Origin of the sequence: Amycolatopsis orientalis, from assembly GCF_000943515.2 — a bacterium.
GTDB lineage: Bacteria > Actinomycetota > Actinomycetes > Mycobacteriales > Pseudonocardiaceae > Amycolatopsis > Amycolatopsis orientalis.
In genome coordinates, this window is the sequence record NZ_CP016174.1 from 755,415 (window position 1) to 777,449 (window position 22,035).

The 22,035-nt window shown below is 69.2% G+C and carries 21 protein-coding genes; 11 read left to right on the top strand and 10 right to left on the bottom strand.

The window, feature by feature from the left end:
- Positions 1-15 precede the first annotated feature (15 nt).
- From thiD to SD37_RS44380, 3 genes are read right to left on the bottom strand one after another with little or no spacing between them, the layout of a single operon-like run.
- Positions 16-837, bottom strand: coding sequence for a bifunctional hydroxymethylpyrimidine kinase/phosphomethylpyrimidine kinase (gene thiD / locus SD37_RS03685; RefSeq protein WP_044853835.1), 822 nt, complete (start codon positions 835-837; stop codon positions 16-18).
- A complete protein-coding gene (gene thiC / locus SD37_RS03690) occupies positions 834-2,477 on the bottom strand; it encodes a phosphomethylpyrimidine synthase ThiC (RefSeq protein WP_044853836.1) in 1,644 nt (547 codons plus the stop codon). The genes thiD and thiC overlap by 4 nt, the downstream gene beginning before the upstream one ends.
- Before the next feature lie 38 nt (positions 2,478-2,515).
- Complete coding sequence (locus SD37_RS44380) at positions 2,516-2,959, bottom strand: LysE family translocator (RefSeq protein WP_052675061.1); 444 nt, start codon at positions 2,957-2,959, stop codon at positions 2,516-2,518.
- Between the two features lie 154 nt (positions 2,960-3,113).
- Here SD37_RS44380 and SD37_RS03695 point away from each other — a divergent pair, with 154 nt between their 5' ends.
- Entirely contained in the window at positions 3,114-5,288 is a 2,175-nt protein-coding gene (locus tag SD37_RS03695) for a glycoside hydrolase family 15 protein (RefSeq protein WP_044853837.1), read from the top strand.
- 465 nt (positions 5,289-5,753) lie between these two features.
- Here the strand turns inward: SD37_RS03695 and SD37_RS03700 are convergent, their stop codons facing one another.
- The gene (locus tag SD37_RS03700) at positions 5,754-6,326 is read right to left on the bottom strand and encodes a peptide deformylase (protein ID WP_037318105.1); all 573 of its coding nucleotides are present in this window, start codon (positions 6,324-6,326) and stop codon (positions 5,754-5,756) included.
- 158 nt (positions 6,327-6,484) lie between these two features.
- Here SD37_RS03700 and SD37_RS03705 point away from each other — a divergent pair, with 158 nt between their 5' ends.
- Positions 6,485-6,796, top strand: coding sequence for a DUF3263 domain-containing protein (locus SD37_RS03705; protein ID WP_044853838.1), 312 nt, complete (start codon positions 6,485-6,487; stop codon positions 6,794-6,796).
- On the top strand, positions 6,793-7,440 hold the full coding sequence (locus tag SD37_RS03710; RefSeq protein WP_145926519.1) for a LytR C-terminal domain-containing protein: 648 nt from the start codon (positions 6,793-6,795) through the stop codon (positions 7,438-7,440). Before SD37_RS03705 ends, SD37_RS03710 begins: the two co-directional genes overlap by 4 nt.
- Before the next feature lie 57 nt (positions 7,441-7,497).
- On the opposite strand, the gene SD37_RS03715 is transcribed toward SD37_RS03710, so the two are convergent.
- From SD37_RS03715 to SD37_RS03730, 4 genes are all read right to left on the bottom strand, one after another.
- Positions 7,498-9,777, bottom strand: a complete 2,280-nt coding sequence (locus SD37_RS03715; protein WP_044853839.1) for an AAA family ATPase — start codon at positions 9,775-9,777, stop codon at positions 7,498-7,500.
- Between the two features lie 145 nt (positions 9,778-9,922).
- Positions 9,923-10,894 carry a CDP-diacylglycerol--serine O-phosphatidyltransferase gene (gene pssA / locus SD37_RS03720; RefSeq protein WP_044853840.1) on the bottom strand — a complete coding sequence of 324 codons (972 nt, stop codon included), beginning with the start codon at positions 10,892-10,894 and terminating at the stop codon, positions 9,923-9,925.
- A 3-nt stretch (positions 10,895-10,897) separates the two neighbouring features.
- Positions 10,898-11,626 carry a phosphatidylserine decarboxylase gene (locus tag SD37_RS03725; RefSeq protein ID WP_044853841.1) on the bottom strand — a complete coding sequence of 243 codons (729 nt, stop codon included), beginning with the start codon at positions 11,624-11,626 and terminating at the stop codon, positions 10,898-10,900.
- Positions 11,627-12,105: 479 nt separating this feature from the next.
- Entirely contained in the window at positions 12,106-12,396 is a 291-nt protein-coding gene (locus SD37_RS03730) for a GlsB/YeaQ/YmgE family stress response membrane protein (RefSeq protein ID WP_044854062.1), read from the bottom strand.
- Between the two features lie 81 nt (positions 12,397-12,477).
- Between SD37_RS03730 and SD37_RS03735 the strand changes: the two genes are divergently transcribed.
- Complete coding sequence (locus SD37_RS03735; RefSeq protein WP_044853842.1) at positions 12,478-13,041, top strand: ArsR/SmtB family transcription factor; 564 nt, start codon at positions 12,478-12,480, stop codon at positions 13,039-13,041.
- Entirely contained in the window at positions 13,038-14,282 is a 1,245-nt protein-coding gene (locus SD37_RS03740) for an MFS transporter (protein WP_044853843.1), read from the top strand. The genes SD37_RS03735 and SD37_RS03740 overlap by 4 nt, the downstream gene beginning before the upstream one ends.
- 16 nt (positions 14,283-14,298) lie before the next feature.
- Here SD37_RS03740 and moeA read toward each other — a convergent pair whose 3' ends face one another.
- Complete coding sequence (moeA, locus tag SD37_RS03745) at positions 14,299-15,492, bottom strand: molybdopterin molybdotransferase MoeA (RefSeq protein ID WP_145926521.1); 1,194 nt, start codon at positions 15,490-15,492, stop codon at positions 14,299-14,301.
- Positions 15,493-15,566: 74 nt separating this feature from the next.
- On the opposite strand from moeA, the gene SD37_RS03750 reads away from it, so the two are divergent.
- The 5 genes from SD37_RS03750 to groL all read left to right on the top strand — a co-directional run bounded on the left by SD37_RS03750 (position 15,567) and on the right by groL (position 20,565).
- Positions 15,567-16,244 (top strand): TIGR00266 family protein, encoded by a 678-nt coding sequence (locus tag SD37_RS03750; RefSeq protein WP_044853845.1) that lies wholly within the window; start codon positions 15,567-15,569, stop codon positions 16,242-16,244.
- Between the two features lie 3 nt (positions 16,245-16,247).
- Positions 16,248-16,871 carry an AIM24 family protein gene (locus SD37_RS03755; RefSeq protein WP_044853846.1) on the top strand — a complete coding sequence of 208 codons (624 nt, stop codon included), beginning with the start codon at positions 16,248-16,250 and terminating at the stop codon, positions 16,869-16,871.
- Positions 16,872-16,985: 114 nt separating this feature from the next.
- Positions 16,986-17,192, top strand: a complete 207-nt coding sequence (locus SD37_RS03760) for a cold-shock protein (RefSeq protein WP_005164266.1) — start codon at positions 16,986-16,988, stop codon at positions 17,190-17,192.
- A 67-nt stretch (positions 17,193-17,259) separates the two neighbouring features.
- Entirely contained in the window at positions 17,260-18,690 is a 1,431-nt protein-coding gene (locus tag SD37_RS03765; protein WP_044853847.1) for a serine/threonine-protein kinase, read from the top strand.
- Between the two features lie 246 nt (positions 18,691-18,936).
- The gene (gene groL / locus SD37_RS03770; RefSeq protein ID WP_034308290.1) at positions 18,937-20,565 is read left to right on the top strand and encodes a chaperonin GroEL; all 1,629 of its coding nucleotides are present in this window, start codon (positions 18,937-18,939) and stop codon (positions 20,563-20,565) included.
- 266 nt (positions 20,566-20,831) lie between these two features.
- Here groL and SD37_RS03775 read toward each other — a convergent pair whose 3' ends face one another.
- Positions 20,832-21,056: a PspC domain-containing protein gene (locus SD37_RS03775; protein ID WP_044853848.1), complete on the bottom strand. Its 225-nt coding sequence runs from the start codon at positions 21,054-21,056 to the stop codon at positions 20,832-20,834.
- 119 nt (positions 21,057-21,175) lie between these two features.
- Between SD37_RS03775 and SD37_RS03780 the strand changes: the two genes are divergently transcribed.
- A complete protein-coding gene (locus SD37_RS03780; protein ID WP_044853849.1) occupies positions 21,176-21,970 on the top strand; it encodes a transporter substrate-binding domain-containing protein in 795 nt (264 codons plus the stop codon).
- The last annotated feature ends 65 nt before the right edge of the window (positions 21,971-22,035 follow it).

Genomic DNA, 22,035 nt, shown 5'->3' on the forward strand with positions numbered 1-22,035 from the left:
CTTTCCTAGCGCGCGTCAGGCGTCGGCGAGCCGCCAGAAGGGCGAGACCGGGCCCACCCCGGCGCCCAGCGGGTACGACTCCGCCACGCACCGCTCGATGAACCGCTTCCCCTCGGCGACGGCGGCCGGCACATCGGCCCTCTTCGCCAGCGAAGCCGTGATCGCCGAGGCCATCGTGTCCCCGCCGCCGTGCGTGTTGCGGGTATCGAACCGCGGCCCGCTCAGCTCGACCCAGGATTCGCCGTCGGACAGGAGGTCCACGCAGTCCTGAGCCTCGTCGAGATGCCCGCCCTTGACCAGCACCCACTCGGAACCGAACTCCAGCAACGCTTCCGCCGCCTCCCGCTGGGTCGACGGCCCGGTCACGCGCACCCCGGTCAGCAGCCGTACCTCGTCGAGGTTCGGCGTGATCAGCGTGGCACGCGGGAAAAGCTCGGTGCGGATCGCCTCCAGCGCCTCCTCGCGCAGCAGCGCGTGACCGGTCATCGACGCGGCGACCGGGTCGACGACGAACGGCGTCGCGGTGTTCCGTCCGATGTGGACTTCGTCGAGCGTCTTCGCGACGGCGTTGATGATCTCGGCTGTCGCGAGCATCCCGGTCTTCGCCGCGTCGACGCCCATGTCCGTGGCGACGGCCTTGATCTGGCCGGTGACGACGTCGACCGGGACCTCGCTGAAGCCCTGTACGCCCAGCGAGTTCTGCACGGTGACCGCGGTGAGCGCGACCAGTCCGTGCACACCGTTGGCGAAGAACGTGCGCAGATCGGCCTGGATGCCCGCACCACCACCGGAATCCGATCCGGCGATGGTGAGGGCGGTCCGGGGAGTGGACGTCACTGATTGACCACCGGCAGGTAGACCTTGTTGCCCTGCTCGGCGAACTCGGCCGACTTCTCCGACATACCGGCTTCGATCGCCTCCACAGTGGACAGTCCGTGTTCCTCGGCGTACTTGCGGACGTCCTGGGTGATGCGCATCGAGCAGAACTTCGGCCCGCACATCGAGCAGAAGTGCGCCGTCTTCGCCGGTTCCGCGGGCAGGGTCTCGTCGTGGAACGAGCGCGCGGTGTCCGGGTCCAGCGACAGGTTGAACTGGTCGTTCCAGCGGAATTCGAAACGGGCCTTGGAAAGTTCGTCGTCCCACTCCTGGGCGTACTGGTGCCCCTTGGCCAGGTCGGCGGCGTGCGCGGCGATCTTGTAGGTGATGACGCCGGTCTTGACGTCGTCACGGTTCGGCAGGCCGAGGTGTTCCTTCGGCGTGACATAGCAGAGCATCGCCGTGCCGTACCAGCCGATCTGCGCCGCGCCGATGGCCGAGGTGATGTGGTCGTACCCCGGCGCGATGTCGGTGGTGAGCGGGCCGAGGGTGTAGAACGGCGCCTCGCCGGTCAGCTTCTCCTCGAGTTCGACGTTCTCCTTGATCTTGTGCATCGGCACGTGGCCGGGGCCCTCGATCATCACCTGGACGTCGTGCTCGCGGGCGATGTGCGTGAGCTCGCCCAGCGTCTCCAGTTCGGCGAACTGCGCGCGGTCGTTCGCGTCGGCGATCGAGCCGGGGCGCAGGCCGTCACCGAGGGAGAAGGTGACGTCGTATTCGCGCAGGATCTCGCACAGTTCGGCGAAATTGGTGTACAGGAAGGATTCCTTGTGGTGCGCGAGACACCACGCCGCCATGATCGAGCCGCCGCGCGAGACGATGCCGGTGACCCGGCGCGCGGTCAGCGGGATGTAGCGCAGCAGGACACCCGCGTGCACGGTGACGTAGTCGACACCCTGCTCGCACTGCTCGATGATGGTGTCGCGGTAGACCTCCCACGACAGCTTTTCCGGTTCGCCATCGACCTTTTCCAGCGCCTGGTAGATCGGCACGGTGCCGACCGGGACCGGCGAGTTGCGGATGATCCACTCGCGGGTCTCGTGGATCCGCTTGCCGGTGGAGAGGTCCATGATCGTGTCGGCGCCCCAGCGGGTGGCCCACACCATCTTGTCGACCTCTTCCTCCACAGAGGACCAGACGGCCGAGTTCCCCATGTTGGCGTTGATCTTCACCAGGAAGTTCTTGCCGATGATCATCGGCTCGCTCTCCGGGTGCCTGCGGTTGGCCGGGATCACCGCGCGGCCGCGGGCGACCTCGTCCCGCACGAATTCCGGCGAGCAGCGCTCGCGGGCCGCGATGTACTCCATCTCGCGGGTGATGACGCCCTGTTTCGCCCAGCCGAGCTGGGTGTTGTGCTCGCGTCCGTCGGACCAGCCAGCCCGCAGCCGGTGCAGTCCACTGTGGACGTCGATCTCCGCTTCCGTGTCGGTGTACGGACCGGAGGTGTCGTAAACATCGAAATGCTCGCCGTTCGAAAGGTCGATCCGCCTGGCGGGGACCCGGAGACCGGATTCCGTCTGGTGGTAGACCTTGCGGGAACCGGTGATCGGCCCGGTGGTCACGGTCGGCGTGATGTTCCGGGCATTCTCAAGCGTCGTCAACGACGTTCACTCCCTACGCCGGCATTACCCGGTCAGGTTCATGCGGTCGGCGGCGCCGGGTCTTCCAGAAAAAAGACTCCAGCCGCCCTCTCAGCCCGCCATGGCGCGAGCTCCCGCGGTTGTTTGGTTGTGCCCCGACCATGCCACGCCGGGCCTCGGACAATCAACCCTCCAGGGCGACGGTCACTGGAGAAGCCGACCAGAACACCGCCGGAGGTGCGCTCCAGCCATCGCTTGACGCGATCGCCGCGCAGCCACTCGCCCAGCCGGGTGACCAGCAGGGCGAGGGTCGAGAACCAGACGATGTCGACGGCGATCCACACCGCGACGCACAGCGGCAGCGGCCATGGTCCGGCGTCGGCGGGGACGAACTGCGGGAGGAACGAGATGGCGAACACGCCCGCCTTCGGATTGCCGATGTTGATCAGGAACCCGGAACGGAAGCCGCGGGCGGCGGGGATGAACGCCGTCAGGTTCGGCATCCCCCGGTCGTTCGACACAGGCCTGCGCCGGGCAACGTATTTCCGGAGTCGATATATCGACAGTGTTGCCGGTTCACCGGTTTGGAGCATGTGTCCGCACGGCGTTCACGACAGAATGCGGAGGCTCTGCACCGTTACAGAACCTGGGGTTGATATGCGAAAGATCGTGCTCCCGGCACTGGCAGGCGTGCTGATCGCCGGGCTGGTCCCGGCGGCGGCGGCGGCACAGGGCGGTGAGGCGCCCGGCGCGCCCGGCGCCCATCCGAGCTGGCTCCCGGCGAACAAGACCGGCTTCGGCACCGCCCGCGACCGGGCCAGCAACGTCTGGTTCACCCTCCAAGGCGGGCGGCTCTCCGAGGTCTACTACCCGGACCTGTCCACGCCGAGCGTCCGCGCGCTCGACCTCGTCGTCACCGACGGGAAGAGCTTCGCCGCCGTCGATTCGTCGGCCAAGGCGCAGCAGGTGCGGCGTACCGGCGCCGACGGCCTGACGTATGAACAGACCATCACCGACGACCAGCGCCGCTGGAAGCTCCGCAAGACCTACGTCACCGACCCGGCGCGTGCGAGCGTGCTGATCGACGTCGACTTCGTCTCGCTGACCGGCCGTCCGTACCAGGTGTACGCGGTCGCGGACCCCGATCTCACCAACGAGGGATCCGACGACTCCGCGCGCGTCGAGGGGGTGAACGCGGTCGCGTCCGACGCGAAGACGGCGGCCGCGCTGACCGCGGAACCGGCGTTCTCGCGCGCTTCCGTGGGCTACGCGGGTTCCTCCGACGGCATCACCCAGCTGACGAAGTCCTTCACGCTCAAGGATTACGCCAGTGCGGCCAAGGGCAATGTGCTGCTCACCGGGCAGACGTCCGCCGACGGTGTCCGTTCGCGGCATTTCACCCTTTCGCTGGGCATGGGCGCGAAGGGCGAAGACGCTCTCGGCACTGCGAAAGCCTCACAGCGGCGCGGATTCGCCGATGCCGCCCGCGCGTACGACGCCGGTTGGAAGCAGTACCTCCGCCGGGTGAAGGACGTGCCGTCGTCGCTGAAGACGAAGCAGGAACGCGACCTCTACAAGGCGTCCGTGCTCATGCTCGCGGCGAGCGAGGACAAGCTCCACCAGGGAGCGTTCATCGCGTCGCCGAGCATGCCGTGGCGGTTCGGCAACAATGACCCGGAGTGGTCGCCGTCGGGCACGTATCACCTGGTCTGGCCGCGCGACCTCTACCAGATCGCGACCGGCCTGCTCGCCGCCGGCGACCGGGACGCCGCGAACCGGTCGGTCGACTACCTGTTCGGCACGCAGCAGCTGCCGGACGGCCATCTGCCGCAGAACAGCCACGTCGACGGCACGCCGTACTGGACGTCCATCCAGCTCGACGAGACCGCGCTGCCGATCGTGCTCGCCCAGCAACTCGGCCGCACCGACGCGAAGACGTGGCGAGGTGTGCGCAAGGCTGCGGAATTCCTGTTGTCCTACAAGGCGGACAACGGGCACGCGTCGCCGTACAGCCAGCAGGAACGCTGGGAAGAGCAGGACGGTTACTCGCCCTCGACGATCGCCGCGGTGATCGCCGGACTGGTCTGCGCGGCAGACCTCGCCAAGGCCAACGGCGCCGCCGCCGACGCGAAGCGCTACCTCGACACCGCCGACGCGTTCAAGGCGAAACTCGCCCGGTGGACGGTGACCACGAACGGTCCGCTGTCGAAGGATCCGTACTTCGTCCGGCTGACCAAGGACGGCAACGCGGACAGCGGCACGAAGTACAACCTGGGCAATTCCAGTGTGACCATGGACCAGCGTGCCGTCACCGACGCCGGTTTCCTCGAACTGGTGAGGCTGGGCATCCACCGGGCCGACGACCCGGTGATCCGGAACAGCATCAAGGTCACCGACGCCGACATCGCGTACACCACTCCGACGGGTCAGTTCTGGCACCGCTACACGAAGGACGGCTACGGCGAGAAGGCCGACGGTTCGCCGTGGGACTACACGTTCCCGGCCGAAAGCCGAACCACTTTCGGGCGACTGTGGCCACTGCTCGCGGGTGAACGTGGCGAATACGACCTCGCGGCGGGTGATCGTTGGATGGCCGCGAAGCGCCTACGCGACCTTGGTCGTGTCAGCAGTTCGGGGGACACCATGCCGGAACAGGTGTGGGACGAGAACGCGCCTTCGGGGCAGACGGGCTTCCCCGCCGGTACCCCGACGGCTTCCGCGACGCCGCTGGCCTGGACGCATGCCCAGTACCTCCGGCTCGCGTGGTCGGTGCAGGCCGGGAAGGTGATCGAACAGCCGCGGGTGGTGCGCTGCCACTTCCTGGGCTGCTGACGCCCCCCGAGTGTGGAGGATTTGGGACGTTCAACGTCCCAAATCCTCCACACTCGAACTCCACAGGCGCCGGGGATGCCACATCCGGACCGCCAAGAACAGCGCTGAGAGGTGCGGGGGTCGTGAGTGGTAAGTGTCGTTCTAACGACACTTACCACTCACGACCAGGCATGACTTCGCAGTTAGTCGACTACTTGCGAGGTCCCGCACTGGGCCCTTCAGCCCACACCCGTCGCGACCTTGGCCAGGCCACTCAAGACCGCAGCACACCCCGCTCCCTCGGAACCCAGGGCGCAGGGCGAAAGACGCAATGAAGGGGCCTTTCGTCGCAAAATTTGCGACGAAAGGCCCCTTCATTGCACGGGTTCCGTACGGGTTCGCGGCCGGAGCACGGCTGGTTCCTGGTCGCAGCTGGCGCAAGTAGTCGACTACTTGCGAAGCCAAGCGCCCCGGGTGAAGCGCCGGTCAGTCGTCGGCCGGTTCGGACCCTGCCTCGGGAAGCCACGAGTTGCCCGGCACACCCCACTTGTTCGACTTCAGCATCTTCTTCGCCGCCCGCGCGTGGCGCCCGACGAGCCGGTCGAGGTAGATGAAGCCGTCCAGGTGATCGGTCTCGTGCTGCAGGCAGCGCGCGAAGTAGCCGGTGCCCTCCACCTCGATCGGATTACCGTCGCCGTCGAAGCCGGTCACCTTCGCCCACGACGCGCGGCCGGTGGGGTACGACTCGCCGGGGGCGGAGAGGCATCCCTCCCAGTCGTCGTCCGGATCCGGCATCGTCTCCGGGATCTCCGACGTCTCGAGCTTCGGGTTCACCACGACGCCCTTGTGGCGCGTGCCCTCGTCGTCGGGGCAGTCGTAGACGAACACCCGCAGGTCGAGGCCGATCTGGTTGGCCGCGAGGCCGACCCCTTCGGCGGCGTACATGGTCTCGAACATGTCGTCGATGAGGGTGCGCAGCTTGTCGTCGAACTCGGTGATCTCCCGAGTCGGGTTGTGCAGCACGGGCTCGCCGGCGATCACGATGGGATGGACGGTCACCCGCGCAGTTTAGTCGGACCCTTCTGGTACACCCTTACCCATGACGCGCCGACGCCGATACCGAGGCCGGGCGCCGGATCCGTGGTCTAATGGCGCCGCGGAATGACAAGCCTGTGGTTTCACGCCCGCCGAGCACTGACCTGATTGCGAGGAGTCGGATGGACGCCGCGGAGTCGATGGCCGAGCCCGACCAGCCGTCCCCGTCGGAGACCGTGAACGGCCTCAGCGAGCGCGAGGTCGACATGCTCGCCTTCGAACGTCAGTGGTGGAAGTACGCCGGCGCGAAGGAACAGGCCATCCGCGAACGCTTCTCGATGTCGTCGACTCGCTACTACCAATTGCTGAACCGGCTGCTCGAGAAGACCGAAGCCATGCAGGCCGATCCGATGCTGGTGAAGCGCCTGCGAAAGACGCGAGCGGCCCGGCAGCGCAACCGCGCGGCCCGGCGACTGGGGATCGATCTCTCATGAGTCTGTTTTCGGGCCTGTCCCGGCCGATGAAGGCCGCCGGACTGGCCTTGGTCGGTGTCGCCGTGATCGCCGCCGTGATCGGCGGGATCACCCTGGCCACAGGGGGCGGCGATTCGGACACCGCCACCCCGCCGGGGACCACGCCGACGACCTCGGATGGCGGCGTCTCGCCGTCGTCTCCCGCGCCGGGTTCGCCGCCGGCCACCACGCCGCCCGCCTCGTCGGCACCGCCGTCGAGCCCGCCCGCGAGTTCGGCGCCGCCGGGCCAGCCGGGGCAGACCGGTCAGCCGGGGCCTGGCCAGCCAGGGCCGGGTCAGCCCGGCGGTGACCAACAGGCCTCCCACAAATGGGTGACAGTGCGCGTCTACAACAACAGCACGATCCAGGGGCTGGGCGAGCAGGCCGCGAAGGACTTCCGCGCCTCCGGCTGGAACGTCACCGACGTCCACGGCTACCAGGGCAAGCTGCCCTCGACGGCGGCCTATTACCGGCCGGGCACCGACGAGGAAGCGGCCGCGAAGGCACTGGCACTGGAATTCGGTTTCCAAGCCCTGCCGAGGTTCGCGGAAATCCAGAACGCGGCCCCCGGCGTGATCGTCATCGTCACCAAGGACTACAAGGTCAACGACAAAACCGGCTCCTAGCAGTACGTGAAGGCCCCCTTCACCGCGCCAGACGCGGTGAAGGGGGCCTTCACGTACTTACGCCTGGGCCTGCGCGTAGGCCTCCAAGGCCGCGAGCTGGGCCGGGTCGAGCGAGGGACGTACGGCCTCGGCCGCCTTCGCCAGATGCGCCGCGGTGACCTCCTTGGCCTCCAGGGATTCCCGCATCGCGGTCAGGGCGGCCTCCCGGATCAGGGCCGCGCAGTCCGCCGCCGAGTAACCGTCCAAAGTGGCCGCATACGCCGCGAGGTCCACATCGGACGCCAGCGGCGTGTTCTTGGCGCTGGCGGCCAGGATCGCCTCACGCGCGTGCGCGTCCGGCGGCGGGACGTAGACGCGGCGCTCCAGCCGTCCCGGCCGCAGGAGGGCGGGGTCGACCAGTTCCGGCCGGTTCGTCGCGCCGAGGACGACGACCTCGCGCATCGGCTCGACACCGTCCAGTTCGGTCAGCAGGGCGGCGACGACGCGGTCCGACACGCCGGAGTCCGAGGACTGGCCGCGGCGCGGGGCGAGCGCGTCGATCTCGTCGAGGAAGATCAGCGACGGCGCGGCCTCGGCGGCGCGGCGGAATAGTTCCCGCACCGCGCGCTCGGACTCGCCGACCCATTTGTCCATCAGCTCGGCGCCCTTGACGGCGAAAACGTTCAGCGCGCCGGTGCCGGCGAGCGCGCGGACCAGGAAGGTCTTGCCGCCGCCGGGCGGCCCGTACAGGAGCACGCCGCGCGGCGGGTCGACGCCGAGGCGCGCGAACGAGTCCGGATAGCGCAGCGGCCACAGCACCGCCTCGGTGAGCGACTGCTTGACGTCGGTCATGTTGCCGACGTCGTCGAGGGTGAGCCCGCCGGTGGCGAGAGTGTCCGAAGTGGACATCGAGATCGGGCGGACGGTGGTCAGCGCGTCGAGCAGATCCTGCTGGGAGATCCGGGGTTCGTCCGCGTCACGCTGCCGCAGCGCGGCGCGGAGGGCGGCGTCACGGCGGAGCGCGATGAGGTCGGCGGCCACGAAACCGGGGGTGCGCTCGGCGATCGGGCCGACGTCGACCCCGGACTCCAGCGGGGCGTCGCGCAGCAGGACGCGCAGGAGTTCCGTGCGGGTCTTGGCGTCCGGCAGCGGGAGGCCGAGTTCGCGGTCGAGCAGATCGGCGGCGCGCAGCCGCGGATCGGTGGATTCGGCCCGTCCCGTACTGGCGATGACGGCGAAACCCTTGGTGCGCAAGGCTTTGCGTAGTTCGTCGAGGACGACCGTGGCGAGCGGCGGCGGCTGGGACGCGGGCAGCAGCGCGTCGATGTCGGTGATCAGCAGGACGGCCGGCTCTTCGTCGCGGGTGGCCTGCTCGATCGCCGAACGCAGCCGCGCGGCGGCGACATTCGGTTCGAGGACGGCGATGTTCGGCGCCGCGAGCGACACCACGCGGACCTTTTCGGCCTGCGCCACGGCGCGGACCAGGGTCGCCTTGCCGACGCCTTCCGGGCCGGACAGCAGAACCCCGAGATGCGCCGACGTCCCCAGTTTGGCCAGTAGTTCGGGGCGGTGGAAAGCCAGGTCGAACCACTCCGCGAGCTTGCGCGCGGCCGATTCGGATCCGGCGAGATCGGACAAGGGCGGTACGGACTCCTCGGCCGCTTCGTCGATCTGCTCGTCTTCGACGATCTCGGCGTCGATGAAATCCTCGTGCGGGGTGGCAGGCGTGCTGCGCACCAGCGTCGTCCCGGCACGGGCCGGCGCCGCGGCGGGCTCGGCCTCGCCGGTGCGGGCGCCGTCGCGCCAGCTGACCACAGTGGACGGTCCGACGGCGACCGGGCCCGACGGCTCGGTCGCGGTGACGGTGAGCAGCTCGTTCGTCCAGGTCATGCCGATGGCGCGGGAAAGCTGGCCGCGGACCGCGGAGACGTCGGAGCCCGGCGCGGGGGCGAGATCCTGTGGGAGCAGGGAAACCGCGTCGCCGACGGTCAGCACCTTGCCGATCAGGGCGAGCCGCAGGGTGTGCGGGGAGAGCGACACGCTCGCGATCCGGGAGCCCGCCACGGTGACCGTTTTCGCGGCCGACACCTCGGCCGGCGCGACGACCACCTCCGACCCCTCGGTCACGCCGAGGTTCGACATCGTGACGTCGTCGAGGAGGATCACGGCCGGGAGGCCCCCGGCGTCCGCCGGGGCGGCCAGCGCCGAGCTGACCCGCGCGCCGGTGACGCGGACGGCGTCCCAGGCCATCAGGCCGAGCGCGTCGAGGACTTCGGGATGCAGCCGGACGACGCCGCGGCGGGAATCCAGGGCGGACGGGGTGTGCCGGACGGTCAGCGTGATCTGGGGTGCGCTCACCCCGCCACCCTATCCACAGGCCTCACCCATTGTGGACAACTCTCACCCCGGAGCCCCGGTTTCCCAGTTCCGGTCGGAGAGCACCGATACGCTGGGCGCGGGGCCGTCCCCCAGGGACGGGTGGGGGGCTGGGAGTGGCGCGCGATCAGCGTTTCCGCAGGCCGATCCGCCGCCAAGAGCGGCGCCGTGGGCCACGGCCGTTTTCCCGGTCCTTGTCGGTGCTGAGGGTGCGCGGGGCGCGCGCGACGTGCTGTTCGCCTCGCTGCAGCCGGACACGCTGGGCGGCACCGGCCACCACGCGCCGCAGGGGCGGGCGCAGGCCGAGACGGCGACGGCTCGTGCTCCGCCGGATCGCCCGCCGTTCCCTCGGCCGGGCCATCCACGCTTCCGGATGCTTGGCGAGCCAGCGGTACCGGTACACCGAGTACGGGATGTGCGCCAGGTACAGGATCAGCGCGATCGCCAGCGCCACCAGCGGGAACTGGATGATCGCGGCGGCCAGCAGGCCCACCCCGACCAGCAGCGGCGCGATGGCCTTCGGCGGCGCCTTCACCGTCTTCAGCGAAAGTGTCGGGATCCGGCTGATCAGCAGCGCGGCCACGGCGATCGTCCACACCCACACCATGTACTGGTGAGACCACCAGCCCTTCCCGAACTGCAGCTCCAGGATCAGCGGCAGCATCGCCAGCAGACCACCGGCGGGCGCGGGCACGCCGACGAAGAACTCGCCCGCGTACGGCGGCTGCTCGGTGTCCTCGATCAGCGTGTTGAACCGCGCCAGCCGCAGGATCATGCAGACGGCGAAGATCAGCGACGCGACCCAGCCGATCCGCTCGCCCTGGGCGTGCCAGACGTACAGCACCAGCGCGGGCGCGACACCGAACGAGATGCCGTCGGACAGCGAGTCGAGCTCCTGCCCCATTTTCGACGTCGCGTCCAGCAGCCGCGCGATCCGGCCGTCCAGGCTGTCGAGTACCGCGGCGATCCCGACCGAGGCGATCGCCATCGGATAGTTGTCGATCAGCGCGAACTGCACCGACGACAGACCGGCGCACAGGGCGAGCACCGTGATGGCGTTCGGCAGCAGCCGGACGCCGGGAGTGGTCACGCGGACCATGGATCAGCCTTCCGGGTGCGGCGCCGTGGGCAGCTCGGCGATCGGGGTCTCGCCGCCGATCGTGCGCTGGCCCTTCGAGACGAGGACCTTGCTGCCCGGCGGCAGGTACAGGTCGACTCGCGAGCCGAAGCGGATGATGCCGTACGTCGAACCGACGCCGACCTTGTCGCCCTCGCGGATCTCACAGAGGATGCGCCGGGCCACCAGCCCCGCGATCTGCACCACGACGAGCTCGTGGCCGTCTTCGGTGCGCATGAGCACGGAGTTGCGCTCGTTGTCGTCGCTCGCCTTGTCCAGGTCCGCGGACAGGAACTTCCCCGGCCGGTAGGCGACCCGCTCGATCACGCCGGACGCCGGGATCCGCTGGACGTGCACGTCGAACACCGACAGGAACACGCTCACCCGCATCCGCGGTTCGGCGGGCAGCCCCAGCTCGGGCGGCGGCACGGCCTCTTCGATCAGCGAAACCAGACCGTCCGCCGACGCCACCGCGAGGCCCTGCTGGGCGGGCGGGACGCGCTTCGGCTCACGGAAGAACGCGGCCGTGGCGGCCGTCGCGAGCGCGCCGACGACGCCCAGGCGCTTGGAGAACTTCCGCAGCACCAGCGTCGCGGCGAGACCGCCGAACACGAACGGCCTGCCGGCCGGGTGCATCGGCGGAACGGTCTCGCGGGCCAGCTTCACGGCGTGCGTGAGTGGGTTTCCAGTGGCTTCCGGCCGGTTGCCGCTCATTGGTCGGGTTCACCGCAGTTCGTGTCGGAGGTGTGGGGTCTTGGAAGAGCCACCACGCTACCGCCCTGTCCAGGACCGGTCCGTGGCCTCCCCCGGAAGGGTTTCCCCGCGCTGGGTGGGAGGGGCCACATCTCGGTAACAGATGGTGGAAATACGCGATAACTCTAGGTAATTGCTGCCGATCGCCGACCTTGAGGACCCGCGAATGCCCGCCAGTCCGGACCCCGCAGGCGAGCGACTCGCCGAGTTGTTCCGAGCCTGGAAGAGGGACATTTCGGCGGCGCCGATACCGCCACTCGTCGACCCCGTCCGTGCCGTCTCGATCATCGCCGAGGCGCGGGCGTCCGGGTGCATATGCCCCCCGACGGCACATGCACCCGGACGCGGGCGCTGGAACTGAGCGAAAGTCCCACTTTAGTTCGCCGGGCGCCGGTGATCACCGGTCGCGAGAAAACCGTTACCAACGGTTACTCCATCGGTCACCGCTGAGAGGGCGGCCGCGAATCGCGCCGTCCGGAGCCCCGTACCAGCCGCAGCAGGGCGAGCAGCACGATCGAGCCCAGGATGGCGACGCCGAAACTGGGGAAGTCGAACTCGAAACTCCGCTCGTTACCCGTCGCGAGCCGGTAGATGAAACCGCCCAGGGCCGCGCCGAGCACGCCGACCAGGATGCTGAACAGGCAACCGCCCCGGCGGTCCGGGCCACCCACCACGACGTTGGCCAGCCAGCCGGCGATGGCGCCGAACACGATCCACGAGAAGAAACCCATGCCTCCGAGGTTACCGACCCGGATGGAGTAGCGCACAAGGAGACTTGTGCAAGAGTTCTTGTGCAACTACTGTTGTGCGTTATGGCCGACCGTGAAGTCCGTGAAGTCCACGATTCGAAGGTGCTCGCCGCGATGTCCCATCCGCTGCGGCGCCGCCTGCTCGACGTCCTCCGCGTCGAGGGCCCGTGCACCGCCTCCGTGCTCGCCGAGCGGACCGGGCAGGCGGTCGGGAACGTCAGTCACCACCTCAAGGTGCTGGCGGCCAGCGAGCTGGTCGAGGAAGCGCCCGAACTCGCCCGCGACCGGCGCGAGCGCTGGTGGCGGAAGGTCGGGTACGCGGTTTCCTGGTCTCCGTCGGACTTCCCGGACGACCCGGTCGCGGCCGCCGCCGAGTCCCTCGCGCTCGAACGCCAGGTTTCGATGGCGCGGCAGTGGTTCGCCGAACGCGACGGCTATCCCGAAGAGTGGCATCGGGCGGCTTTCGCCACCGACAGCTGGGCGAAGATGTCGGTCGCCGAGCTGGCCGAACTCGAGCAGAAGGTCCACGCGCTGATCAAGTCCTACAGCGACCGCGCGATCCCCGACGACGACCAGGAGCGCCGCCCCGTCTTCATCTCCACCCGCGCCGTCCCGGCCCGCCCGTGACCACCCGAGAACGCGGCGGCTTGCTGCGCTCCCGGGACTTCCGCCTGCTGTGGACCGGCGAGACGACCAGCGTCCTCGGCAGTTCCATCGCCGTCGTCGCGCTCCCGCTCGTCGCCGTGGTCACCTTGCAGGCGAGCACCTTCGCGGTCGGCCTGCTGACCGCGGTCGCCTGGCTGCCGTGGCTGCTGATCGGCCTGCCCGCCGGCGCCTGGGTCGACAGACGGCCGAAACGCCCGGTCATGCTGATCTGCAACACCCTCTCCATGCTGGTGTTCCTGAGTGTCCCGATCGCCGCGTGGTGCGGGCTTCTCACGATGACCCAGCTGATCGTCGTCGCCTTGGCGGGCGGTGTCGCGAAGGTGTTCTTCAACGTCGCGTACCGCGCGTACCTGCCTTCGCTGGTCGACAAGGAACAACTTCAGGAAGCCAACGAAAAGCTGCAGGGCAGTGAATCCGCCGCGCAGATCGGTGGACCCGGGCTGGCCGGTCTGCTGGCACAGGGTTTCGGGGCCGTCAGCGGGGTGCTCGCCGACGCCGTCAGCTTCGGGATCTCCGTGCTGTGCCTGCGATCCATCCGCCACCGCGAGCCCGAACGCCCGGCGAAGACGCGTTCACGGCTACGGGACGAGATGCGCGAGGGCCTCGCTTTCGTGGTCCACGACCGGTACTTGCTGGTTTTGGCGATCTTCGGCGCGGTCTCGAATGTCGCGCTCATGGGCTACCAGTCGATCGAGGTCGTCTTCCTCGCCCGCGACCTCGGGGCGGGCGAGGCGACCGTCGGACTCGTGCTCGCGCTCGTCGGAGCGGGTGGCGTGGCCGGAGCCGCGCTGTCGGGCAAGCTCGCCGCGCGGATCGGCACCGCCCGCGCCTTCGTGCTCTCCGAGGCCTTCGGGGCACTGATGATGCTGCTGGGACCGCTCGCCCAAGGTGGCTGGGGGCTCGTGTTCTTCGTCGCCGCGGGGTTCGCGCTCAGCGCCGGGGTCGTCGGCTCGAACGTCCTCAACGCCACCTTCAAACAGCGGTACGTCCCGGCGTCGATGTTCGGCCGGGTCACCGCGAGCATGTCCGTGCTCAGCTTCGGCGCGATCGCGCTCGGCGGCCTGCTCGGCGGGATCCTCGGCGAGACCGCCGGCGTGCGGCAGACGCTCGGTCTGATGGCCGGGCTCGAGGTCGTCGCCGTCTTCGCCCTGCTGTTCACGCCGATCGGCCGGTGCCGCGACTTCCCGGCGGAGCGCGTTTAGCCCGCTAAAGGCGACGTCAGAGCAGGAGGACGTCGACTTCGTCGCCTTTCGCCACCGAGTCGACGTCCTCCGGCAGCACGATCAGGCAGTTCGCCTGCGTGAACGACGCCAGCAGATGCGATCCCGGCCCGCCGCGCGGTCCGACGACCCCGGTGACCTCGCCTTCGGAATGCGTGTAGAAGCCACGCCGGAACTGGCGCCGTCCGGCGGGGGACGTCATCGACTCGGTCAGCCGGGCCCGCACCTTCTGCCGGTCGACGCGCGCGTGCCCCATCGCCGCGAGCAACGCCGGCCGCAGGAACGCCTCGAAGGAGACGAGCACGCTCACCGGATTGCCCGGCAGCGTCACCACCGGCACGCCGTTCCACCGCCCGCAGCCCTGCGGCCCGCCCGGCTGCATCGCGACCTTCCGGAATTCCACGCCCTGCCCGGTCAGCGCGTCCTTGACCACTTCGTACGCGCCCGCGCTCACCCCGCCCGAGGTCACCAGCAGATCCACGTCCGCCAGCCGGGGCTCGATCGCGGCGCGGAACTCGTCGACGTCGTCGACGACACTGCGCACGACTTCGGCCTCGCAGCCGAGCGAACGGATCGCGGACGCCAGCATGATGCTGTTCGACTCGTAGATCTGCCCGTGCCGCAAGGGATTCGGCGCGTCGACGAGTTCGGTCCCCGTCGAGACGACGAGCACCTTCAGCGGCCGCCGCACCGGGACCTCGGCGAGCCCGACGGCCGCGGCGAGCCCCAGTTGTGCCGGTCCCAGCACGGTTCCGGCCGAAAGCGCCACCGTGCCCTCGACGACGTCCTCGCCGAGACGGCGGATATGCGCGCCCGGGACGGCTGTCCTGAAAATCCGGACGTCTGTCACACCGGCGTCCGTGTGCTCCACCATCACCACCGCGTCGGCGCCGGGCGGCAGCGGGGCGCCGGTCATGATCCGGTGCGCCGTACCCGGCTCCAGCTTCCCGATGTCGACGCGGCCCGCGGGGATGTCGTCGGCGACCGGCAGCGTCACCGGCGCTTCCACGACGTCTTCGGCGCGGACGGCATAACCGTCCATCGCGGAGTTGTCGAACGGCGGCAGCGAGACCCCCGCGAGCACGTCCTCGGCCAGGACGAGCCCGGCGGCGGAGGCGAGCGGAAGGCGGAGGACGGGGGCGTTTCCGAGCAGGCCGGTGACGGTCTCACGGTGGGCGTCGACGGAGATCACGCCGACCATCCTCCTCGGCCGGGGGCCGCATGCAAGACTCTGCGCGTCACAACGACCACCGGGGAGACAAAGACATGCAGGTTCAGATCCGTCACCAGCCGTCGTTCGCGGTGGCCAGGCTCATGCTCGCACCGGGTGAACCGGCGCAGGTCGAGTCCGGCGCGATGATGGCGACGAGTTATGGCGTGCAGGTCCAGTCCCAGGCGCAGGGCGGCATCATGAAGGGCCTCGGCCGCGCCTTCCTCTCCGGCGAGTCGTTCTTCATCTCCACCTACACCGCCCCGCAGAACGGCGGCTGGGTCGACGTCGCCGCGAACCTGCCGGGCGACATGCAGATCATCAACCTCGACGGCCGCACCGGCTGGTGCGTCACGCGCGGCTCGTGGCTCGCGTCGTCCCACGGCGTGCAGACCGAGACCAAATGGGGCGGGCTCAAGAACCTCGTCGGCGGCGAGGGTGGCTTCCTGACGCACGCGACCGGACAGGGCCCGCTCGTCGTGGCCTGCTACGGCGCGCTGGAGACGGTGACCCTGCAGCAGGGCGAGGTGATCACCATCGACACCGGGCACGTCGTCGCGTTCGCCGACACCGTGCAGTACCAGATCCGCAAGGTCGCCACCGGAATGATCCAGTCGATGAAGAGCGGCGAAGGCCTCGTGTTCGACTTCGCCGGGCCGGGCCAGTTGCTCACCCAGACCCGCAACCCGTCGGCGCTGTCCGCCTGGGTGATCGCCCAGGTCCCCGCGCGCTGAGCCATGCGGGTCCAGACCAGGCACACCCCGAACTTCGGGGTCGCGCGCGTGCTGTTGTCCCCCGGCGAGGCCGTCCAGGCCGCCGGGGACACCATGCTGGCGAGCAGTTTCGGGATCACCGAAACCGTTCCCGCGCGCGGGGGTTCCCGGGCGAACAAGTCCGTGCCGTCGGTGTTCAACGCACCGGAGGGCGGCGGCTGGATCGACTTCGCGCCGCTGACCGCCGGCGACGTCTACCCGCTGGAGTTCACCGGCGGGGCGGGGTGGTGCGTGAGCCGCGAGGCGATCCTCGCCCGGCCGGCGACCGTCCGGGCCGACCCGGGCTGGGCGCCGCTGCAGAAGCTCTTCGGGGCCGACGCCGGTTTCCTGGAGCACTACAGCGGAAGCGGCCCGCTCGTGCTGGCCGCGCAGGGGCCGGTCGACGCCTTCGAACTCACCGCGGGCGAGCTGGTCACCGTTCGGCCGGACTTCCTGCTGGCCTATCCGGACACCGTGCAGTGCCGTCTCCGCGCGGTGGACCAGTCCGGCCCGCAGTCGGTCCGCACCGGCGAAGGGCTCGCGCTGGACTTCGCTGGACCAGGACGCGTCCTCGTGCAAGCGCGCAATAGGCGGCTTTCTCGCGGGTGACCTTGGGACGAATTGAGCATTGCCGACGCCGGTAATTCGGGTAGCGTGAACTGCACTCGAAACCGCCGTCCGGGGCAGAGAAGGCCGGCGGGTCCCGTGCTGAGGGAGGGCGCCGTGGCAGTCGGCACCGTCAAGTGGTTCAACTCGGAAAAGGGCTACGGATTCATCGAATCCACCGAAGGGCCCGACGTCTTCGTCCACTACTCGGCCATTCAGGCCGACGGATTCCGGACGCTCGACGAGGGTGATCGCGTGGAATTCGAAGTCCAGTCCGGGCGTGACGGGCGGAGTCAAGCGGCGGACGTGCGCAAGGTCTCCTGATCGGAGTAGACCTTGGTTCGGGCGAACCCCCGGCGGCCTCCGGAACTGGCGCGTTAGGCTGCGCTGCGTGACAGGCGATGAGTCGGGGGACCTGACCGGTCGCCGGCTGGGCAACTACCGCATCGACGGGGTGCTCGGCAAGGGCGGCATGAGCGTGACCTACAAGGCCACGGACGTGCGGCTCGGACGCAAGGTGGCACTGAAGGTCATCGGTGATCACCTCGGGGCCGACGCCGAGTTCCGCGAACGCTTCGTCGACGAGGCGCGGAACACGTCCGCGATCGACCATGCCAACGTCGTGCCCTTGTACGACTTCGGCGAGCTCGAAGGCATGCTCTACATCGCCATGCGGATGGTCGACGGCGGGGACCTCGCCGGGCTGATCTCCGGCGGCCCGATCGCGCCCGTGCGCTCGCTGACCATGCTCGACCAGGTCGCCGACGCGCTCGACACCCTGCACAACCGGGGTCTCGTGCACCTCGACGTCAAACCGGCGAACGTCCTGGTCACCAGCAAGGAGACCTCGCGCGAGCACGTCTACGTCGCCGACTTCGGCCTGACCCGCCGCGGCGCCACCGGCCACCGGACCCGCGGCGGCGACTTCCTCGGCTCGCCCACCTACGCCGCGCCTGAGCACCTGCGCGGCGAGCCGCTCGACGGCCGCACGGACCAGTACGCGCTCACCTGTGTCCTCTACGCCTGCCTGACCGGCAGCCCGCCCTTCAAGGGCGACGTGCAGACGGTCATCAAGGGTCATCTGAACGGCGAGCCCCCGGCCATCTCCCGGATCGTCGGCCTGCCCGCCGCGATCGACGAGGTCATCCGGAAGGGAATGGCGAAGAATCCCGCCGATCGCTACCCGAACTGTGTTGAGATGATCGCGGCCGCCAGGCGCGCCCTGGGTCCGCTCGCGAGCTCGAACGAGCCTCCGGGTCCGCCCGGGCAGGCGGCGGCCGCGACCGTCCAGCAGGCGGTACCGCACCAGGCACGGCAGAACACGCCGCCACAGGGAGAGGGGGGCCCCGTGCACCCGTACGGAGGACAGCAGCCGGGCTACGGCCAGCAGGGACCGGGGCCGCAGGGCCCGCCGCCTGGCTACGGCCCGCCGCCCCAGCAGGGTGGCTACCAGCAACAGGGTGGCTTCCAGCAGGGTCCGCCGCCGGGTTACGGCCCGCCGCAGCACCAGGGCGGGTTCCAGCAGCAGGGTGGCTTCCAGCAGGGCCCGCCCCCGGGTTACGGCCCTCCGCCACAGCAGCAGGGCGGCTTCCAGCCCAAGAAGAAGAGCGGCGCCAAGTGGATCTGGATCATCGTCGGCGTCCTCGTGGTCGCCGGCGCGATCGTCGCCGCGATCTTCGTCTTCGGTGACTCGGGTTCCGGCAACGGTCCGCAGACCACCGCGCCGAACATCCCGGTCGGCCCCGGCGGCTCGCAGTCGCAGGCCCCGCAGTCGTCGCTGAAGCCTCCGCCGACGTCGATCTCCATCAAGCCGAGCAGCTGACACCACCACGCTGACCTGCGGTTCTTGCACTCTCCCCCGGAGAGTGCTAAACACGGCATTGGCACTCGACGCCGTCGAGTGCCAGGTGAGCGGTCACCGATCGCTCGCCTGAAGGTCGGGACGGTGAGGCCGCACCCTTCACGGGGTGGGTCGTCCGTCGCGGGCACCGAGCCTGGCCGAGGACGTGTCCTGCCGCCGCGCTGAGTAGGCGTGCGGCGGCGCCCAATACCGGAGGACCACACCGAAATGGCCAAACTGATCGCGTTCGACGAGGACGCCCGCCGCGGTCTAGAGCGCGGCTTGAACACCCTCGCCGAAGCCGTCAAGGTGACCCTCGGCCCGCGGGGCCGGAACGTCGTGCTCGAAAAGAAGTGGGGCGCGCCGACGATCACCAACGACGGTGTCTCCATCGCCAAGGAGATCGAGCTCGAGGACCCGTGGGAGAAGATCGGGGCCGAGCTCGTCAAGGAAGTTGCCAAGAAGACCGACGACGTCGCGGGTGACGGCACCACCACCGCCACCGTGCTCGCCCAGGCTCTCGTCCGCGAGGGTCTGCGCAACGTCGCCGCCGGGGCCGACCCCATCAGCCTGAAGCGTGGCATCGAGGCGGCCGTCGAGGCCATCACCGAGCAGCTGCACAAGATGGCCGTCCAGATCGAGACCAAGGAGCAGATCGCTGCTACCGCCTCGATCTCGGCCGCTGACCGCACCATCGGCGAGCTGATCGCCGAGGCGCTGGACAAGGTCGGCAAGGAAGGCGTCGTCACCGTCGAGGAGAGCAACACCTTCGGGCTCGAGCTCGAGCTCACCGAGGGTATGCGCTTCGACAAGGGCTACATCTCCGGTTACTTCGTGACCGACCCGGAGCGTCAGGAAGCCGAGCTCGAGGACCCGTACGTCCTCCTCTTCGGTTCCAAGATCTCCACCGTCAAGGACGTGCTGCCGCTGCTGGAGAAGGTCATCCAGTCCGGCAAGCCGCTGCTGATCATCGCCGAGGACGTCGAGGGCGAGGCGCTGGCCACCCTGATCGTCAACAAGATGCGTGGCACCTTCAAGTCCGTCGCCGTCAAGGCCCCGGGCTTCGGTGACCGCCGCAAGGCGATCCTGCAGGACATCGCGATCCTGACCGGTGGCCAGGTCATCTCCGAGGACGTCGGCCTCAAGCTGGAGAACGCGGACCTTTCCCTGCTGGGCAAGGCGCGCAAGGCCGTCATCACCAAGGACGAGACCACCATCGTCGAGGGTGCGGGCGACGCCGACCAGATCCAGGGTCGCGTCAACCAGATCCGCGCCGAGATCGACAACTCGGACTCGGACTACGACCGCGAGAAGCTCCAGGAGCGTCTGGCGAAGCTGGCCGGCGGCGTGGCCGTCATCAAGGCCGGTGCCGCCACCGAGGTCGAGCTGAAGGAGCGCAAGCACCGCATCGAGGACGCGGTGCGCAACGCCAAGGCCGCCGTCGAAGAGGGCATCGTCGCCGGTGGTGGCGTCGCTCTCATCCAGGCCGCCGAGGCCGCCTTCGCCGGTCTGAAGCTCGAGGGCGACGAGGCCACTGGTGCCAACATCGTCAAGGTCGCCGTCGAGGCGCCGCTCAAGCAGATCGCGATCAACGCCGGCCTCGAAGGCGGCGTCGTGGCGGAGAAGGTCAAGTCCCTCCCGCAGGGTCACGGCCTCAACGCCGCCACCGGTGTCTACGAGGACCTGCTCGCCGCCGGCGTGCCGGACCCCACGAAGGTCACCCGCTCCGCGCTGCAGAACGCCGCTTCCATCGCGGCGCTGTTCCTGACCACCGAAGCCGTTGTGGCGGACAAGCCGGAGAAGGCCTCGGCCGCTCCCGCCGACCCGTCCGGTGGCATGGGCGGCATGGACTTCTGAGTTCGAGCCTGTAGCACCACCGGAAAGCCCGGACGCGCCTCGCGCGTCCGGGCTTTTCTCATCCCTCCCAAGCCCCGGGTCCAAGCGACCCGCGGCGCGATAGCAAAGGTCCCTTGCTCCCCGCGTACGGCGAAAGGCCCGGACATCCCCATGTCCGGGCCTCACGCCACCCCCACCCCTCACCCCCCCGGCCCCGGATCGCGTTTAGCGGGCTAAACGCGATCCGTGCGGACGCCGCGTCCCCTGCGCGCGGCGTCCGTCCCCGTTCAGGACTCGCCCGGTTGCTCCGGGGTCAGGACCCACGCGGCGACGTAGACCGGGATCGCGAACCCGGCCGTGAAGAAGACGCTCGCCACGAGGGCGATGCGCAGGATCGCGGCGTCGACGCCGAGGTAGGCGGCCCAGCCGCCGGCGACGCCCGCGAGCATCTTGTCGGTCCGGCTGCGGAAGAGCTTCTTGGTGGTCTGAGGGGTGTACACGCTGTTCGTCATGACTCGATATTCGCCCGGGACCGCCCCTCCGCACATCGGGGAACGGCCCCGAGCCGACCCTGGAATCCGACCCCTCAGGGATGGGTGCGCGCCTGCCCCGGGGTGTGGAAAATGCGGTGATGACGATCAAGGCGAAGGCGCTCACGTTCGGGGTCGCGGTGCTGACCGTGCTGGGAATCGGCACGGCCAGTGCCGCGCCCGAGGGGTACGGCGCGCAGAGCAGACTGGACGTCGTGCAGGCCCGCGGCGAGATCCGCATGTGCTCCACGGGCGACTATCGCCCGTTCACCTACCGCGACCCGGCCGGTGCGTGGAGCGGGATCGACATCGACCTCGCGGGCGATCTCGCCCGGCGGCTCGGCGTCCGCCTGCGACTGGTTCAGACCACCTGGAAGGCGATCGCCGACGACGTCGGGCGGAACTGCGATCTCGCGATGGGCGGGGTTTCGGTGACCTTGGACCGTGCCAAGAAGGGTTTCTACACCGATCCCTATCTTCGCGACGGCAAGACGCCGATCACCTTGTGCGAGAACGAAAAACGGTTCCAGACGCTGGAGCAGATCGATCAGCCGGGCGTTCGGGCGATCGTGAATCCGGGCGGTACCAACGAACAGTTCGCCGACGCCAACCTCAAGCGGGCGACCATCGTGCGGCATCCGGACAACAACACGATCTTCGCCGAGATCATGGCGGGCCGCGCCGACCTGATGATCACCGACGCGACCGAAACCCGTTGGCAGGCAAAGCGGAATCCGCGACTGTGCGCGGTGCATCCCGACGAGCCGTTCACCTTCTCGGAGAAGGCGTACCTCTTGCCGCGCGACATCGTGTTCAAGGAGTGGGCCGACCAATGGCTGCACCTGGTGCTGAACGACGGCACGTACGCGCGTATCGCCAAGCCGTGGCTGGGCTGAAATCGGTTTGAACCACTTTCGTTATCCGACCGTATCTCCAGATGTGGGTGAGGAGGAACCAGACC

What these genes read in the sequence shown, in the direction of transcription:
- SD37_RS03775 (WP_044853848.1), bottom strand. Translation starts at nt 21,056, where the DNA reads ATGACGAACAGCGTGTACACCCCTCAGACCACCAAGAAGCTCTTCCGC.
- groL (WP_034308290.1), top strand. Translation starts at nt 18,937, where the DNA reads ATGGCCAAACTGATCGCGTTCGACGAGGACGCCCGCCGCGGTCTAGAG.
- SD37_RS03750 (WP_044853845.1), top strand. Translation starts at nt 15,567, where the DNA reads ATGCAGGTTCAGATCCGTCACCAGCCGTCGTTCGCGGTGGCCAGGCTC.
- SD37_RS03730 (WP_044854062.1), bottom strand. Translation starts at nt 12,396, where the DNA reads ATGGGTTTCTTCTCGTGGATCGTGTTCGGCGCCATCGCCGGCTGGCTG.
- SD37_RS03705 (WP_044853838.1), top strand. Translation starts at nt 6,485, where the DNA reads ATGGACGCCGCGGAGTCGATGGCCGAGCCCGACCAGCCGTCCCCGTCG.
- SD37_RS03755 (WP_044853846.1), top strand. Translation starts at nt 16,248, where the DNA reads ATGCGGGTCCAGACCAGGCACACCCCGAACTTCGGGGTCGCGCGCGTG.
- pssA (WP_044853840.1), bottom strand. Translation starts at nt 10,894, where the DNA reads ATGGTCCGCGTGACCACTCCCGGCGTCCGGCTGCTGCCGAACGCCATC.
- SD37_RS03710 (WP_145926519.1), top strand. Translation starts at nt 6,793, where the DNA reads ATGAGTCTGTTTTCGGGCCTGTCCCGGCCGATGAAGGCCGCCGGACTG.
- SD37_RS44380 (WP_052675061.1), bottom strand. Translation starts at nt 2,959, where the DNA reads ATGCCGAACCTGACGGCGTTCATCCCCGCCGCCCGCGGCTTCCGTTCC.
- SD37_RS03695 (WP_044853837.1), top strand. Translation starts at nt 3,114, where the DNA reads ATGCGAAAGATCGTGCTCCCGGCACTGGCAGGCGTGCTGATCGCCGGG.
- SD37_RS03735 (WP_044853842.1), top strand. Translation starts at nt 12,478, where the DNA reads ATGGCCGACCGTGAAGTCCGTGAAGTCCACGATTCGAAGGTGCTCGCC.
- SD37_RS03725 (WP_044853841.1), bottom strand. Translation starts at nt 11,626, where the DNA reads ATGAGCGGCAACCGGCCGGAAGCCACTGGAAACCCACTCACGCACGCC.
- SD37_RS03780 (WP_044853849.1), top strand. Translation starts at nt 21,176, where the DNA reads ATGACGATCAAGGCGAAGGCGCTCACGTTCGGGGTCGCGGTGCTGACC.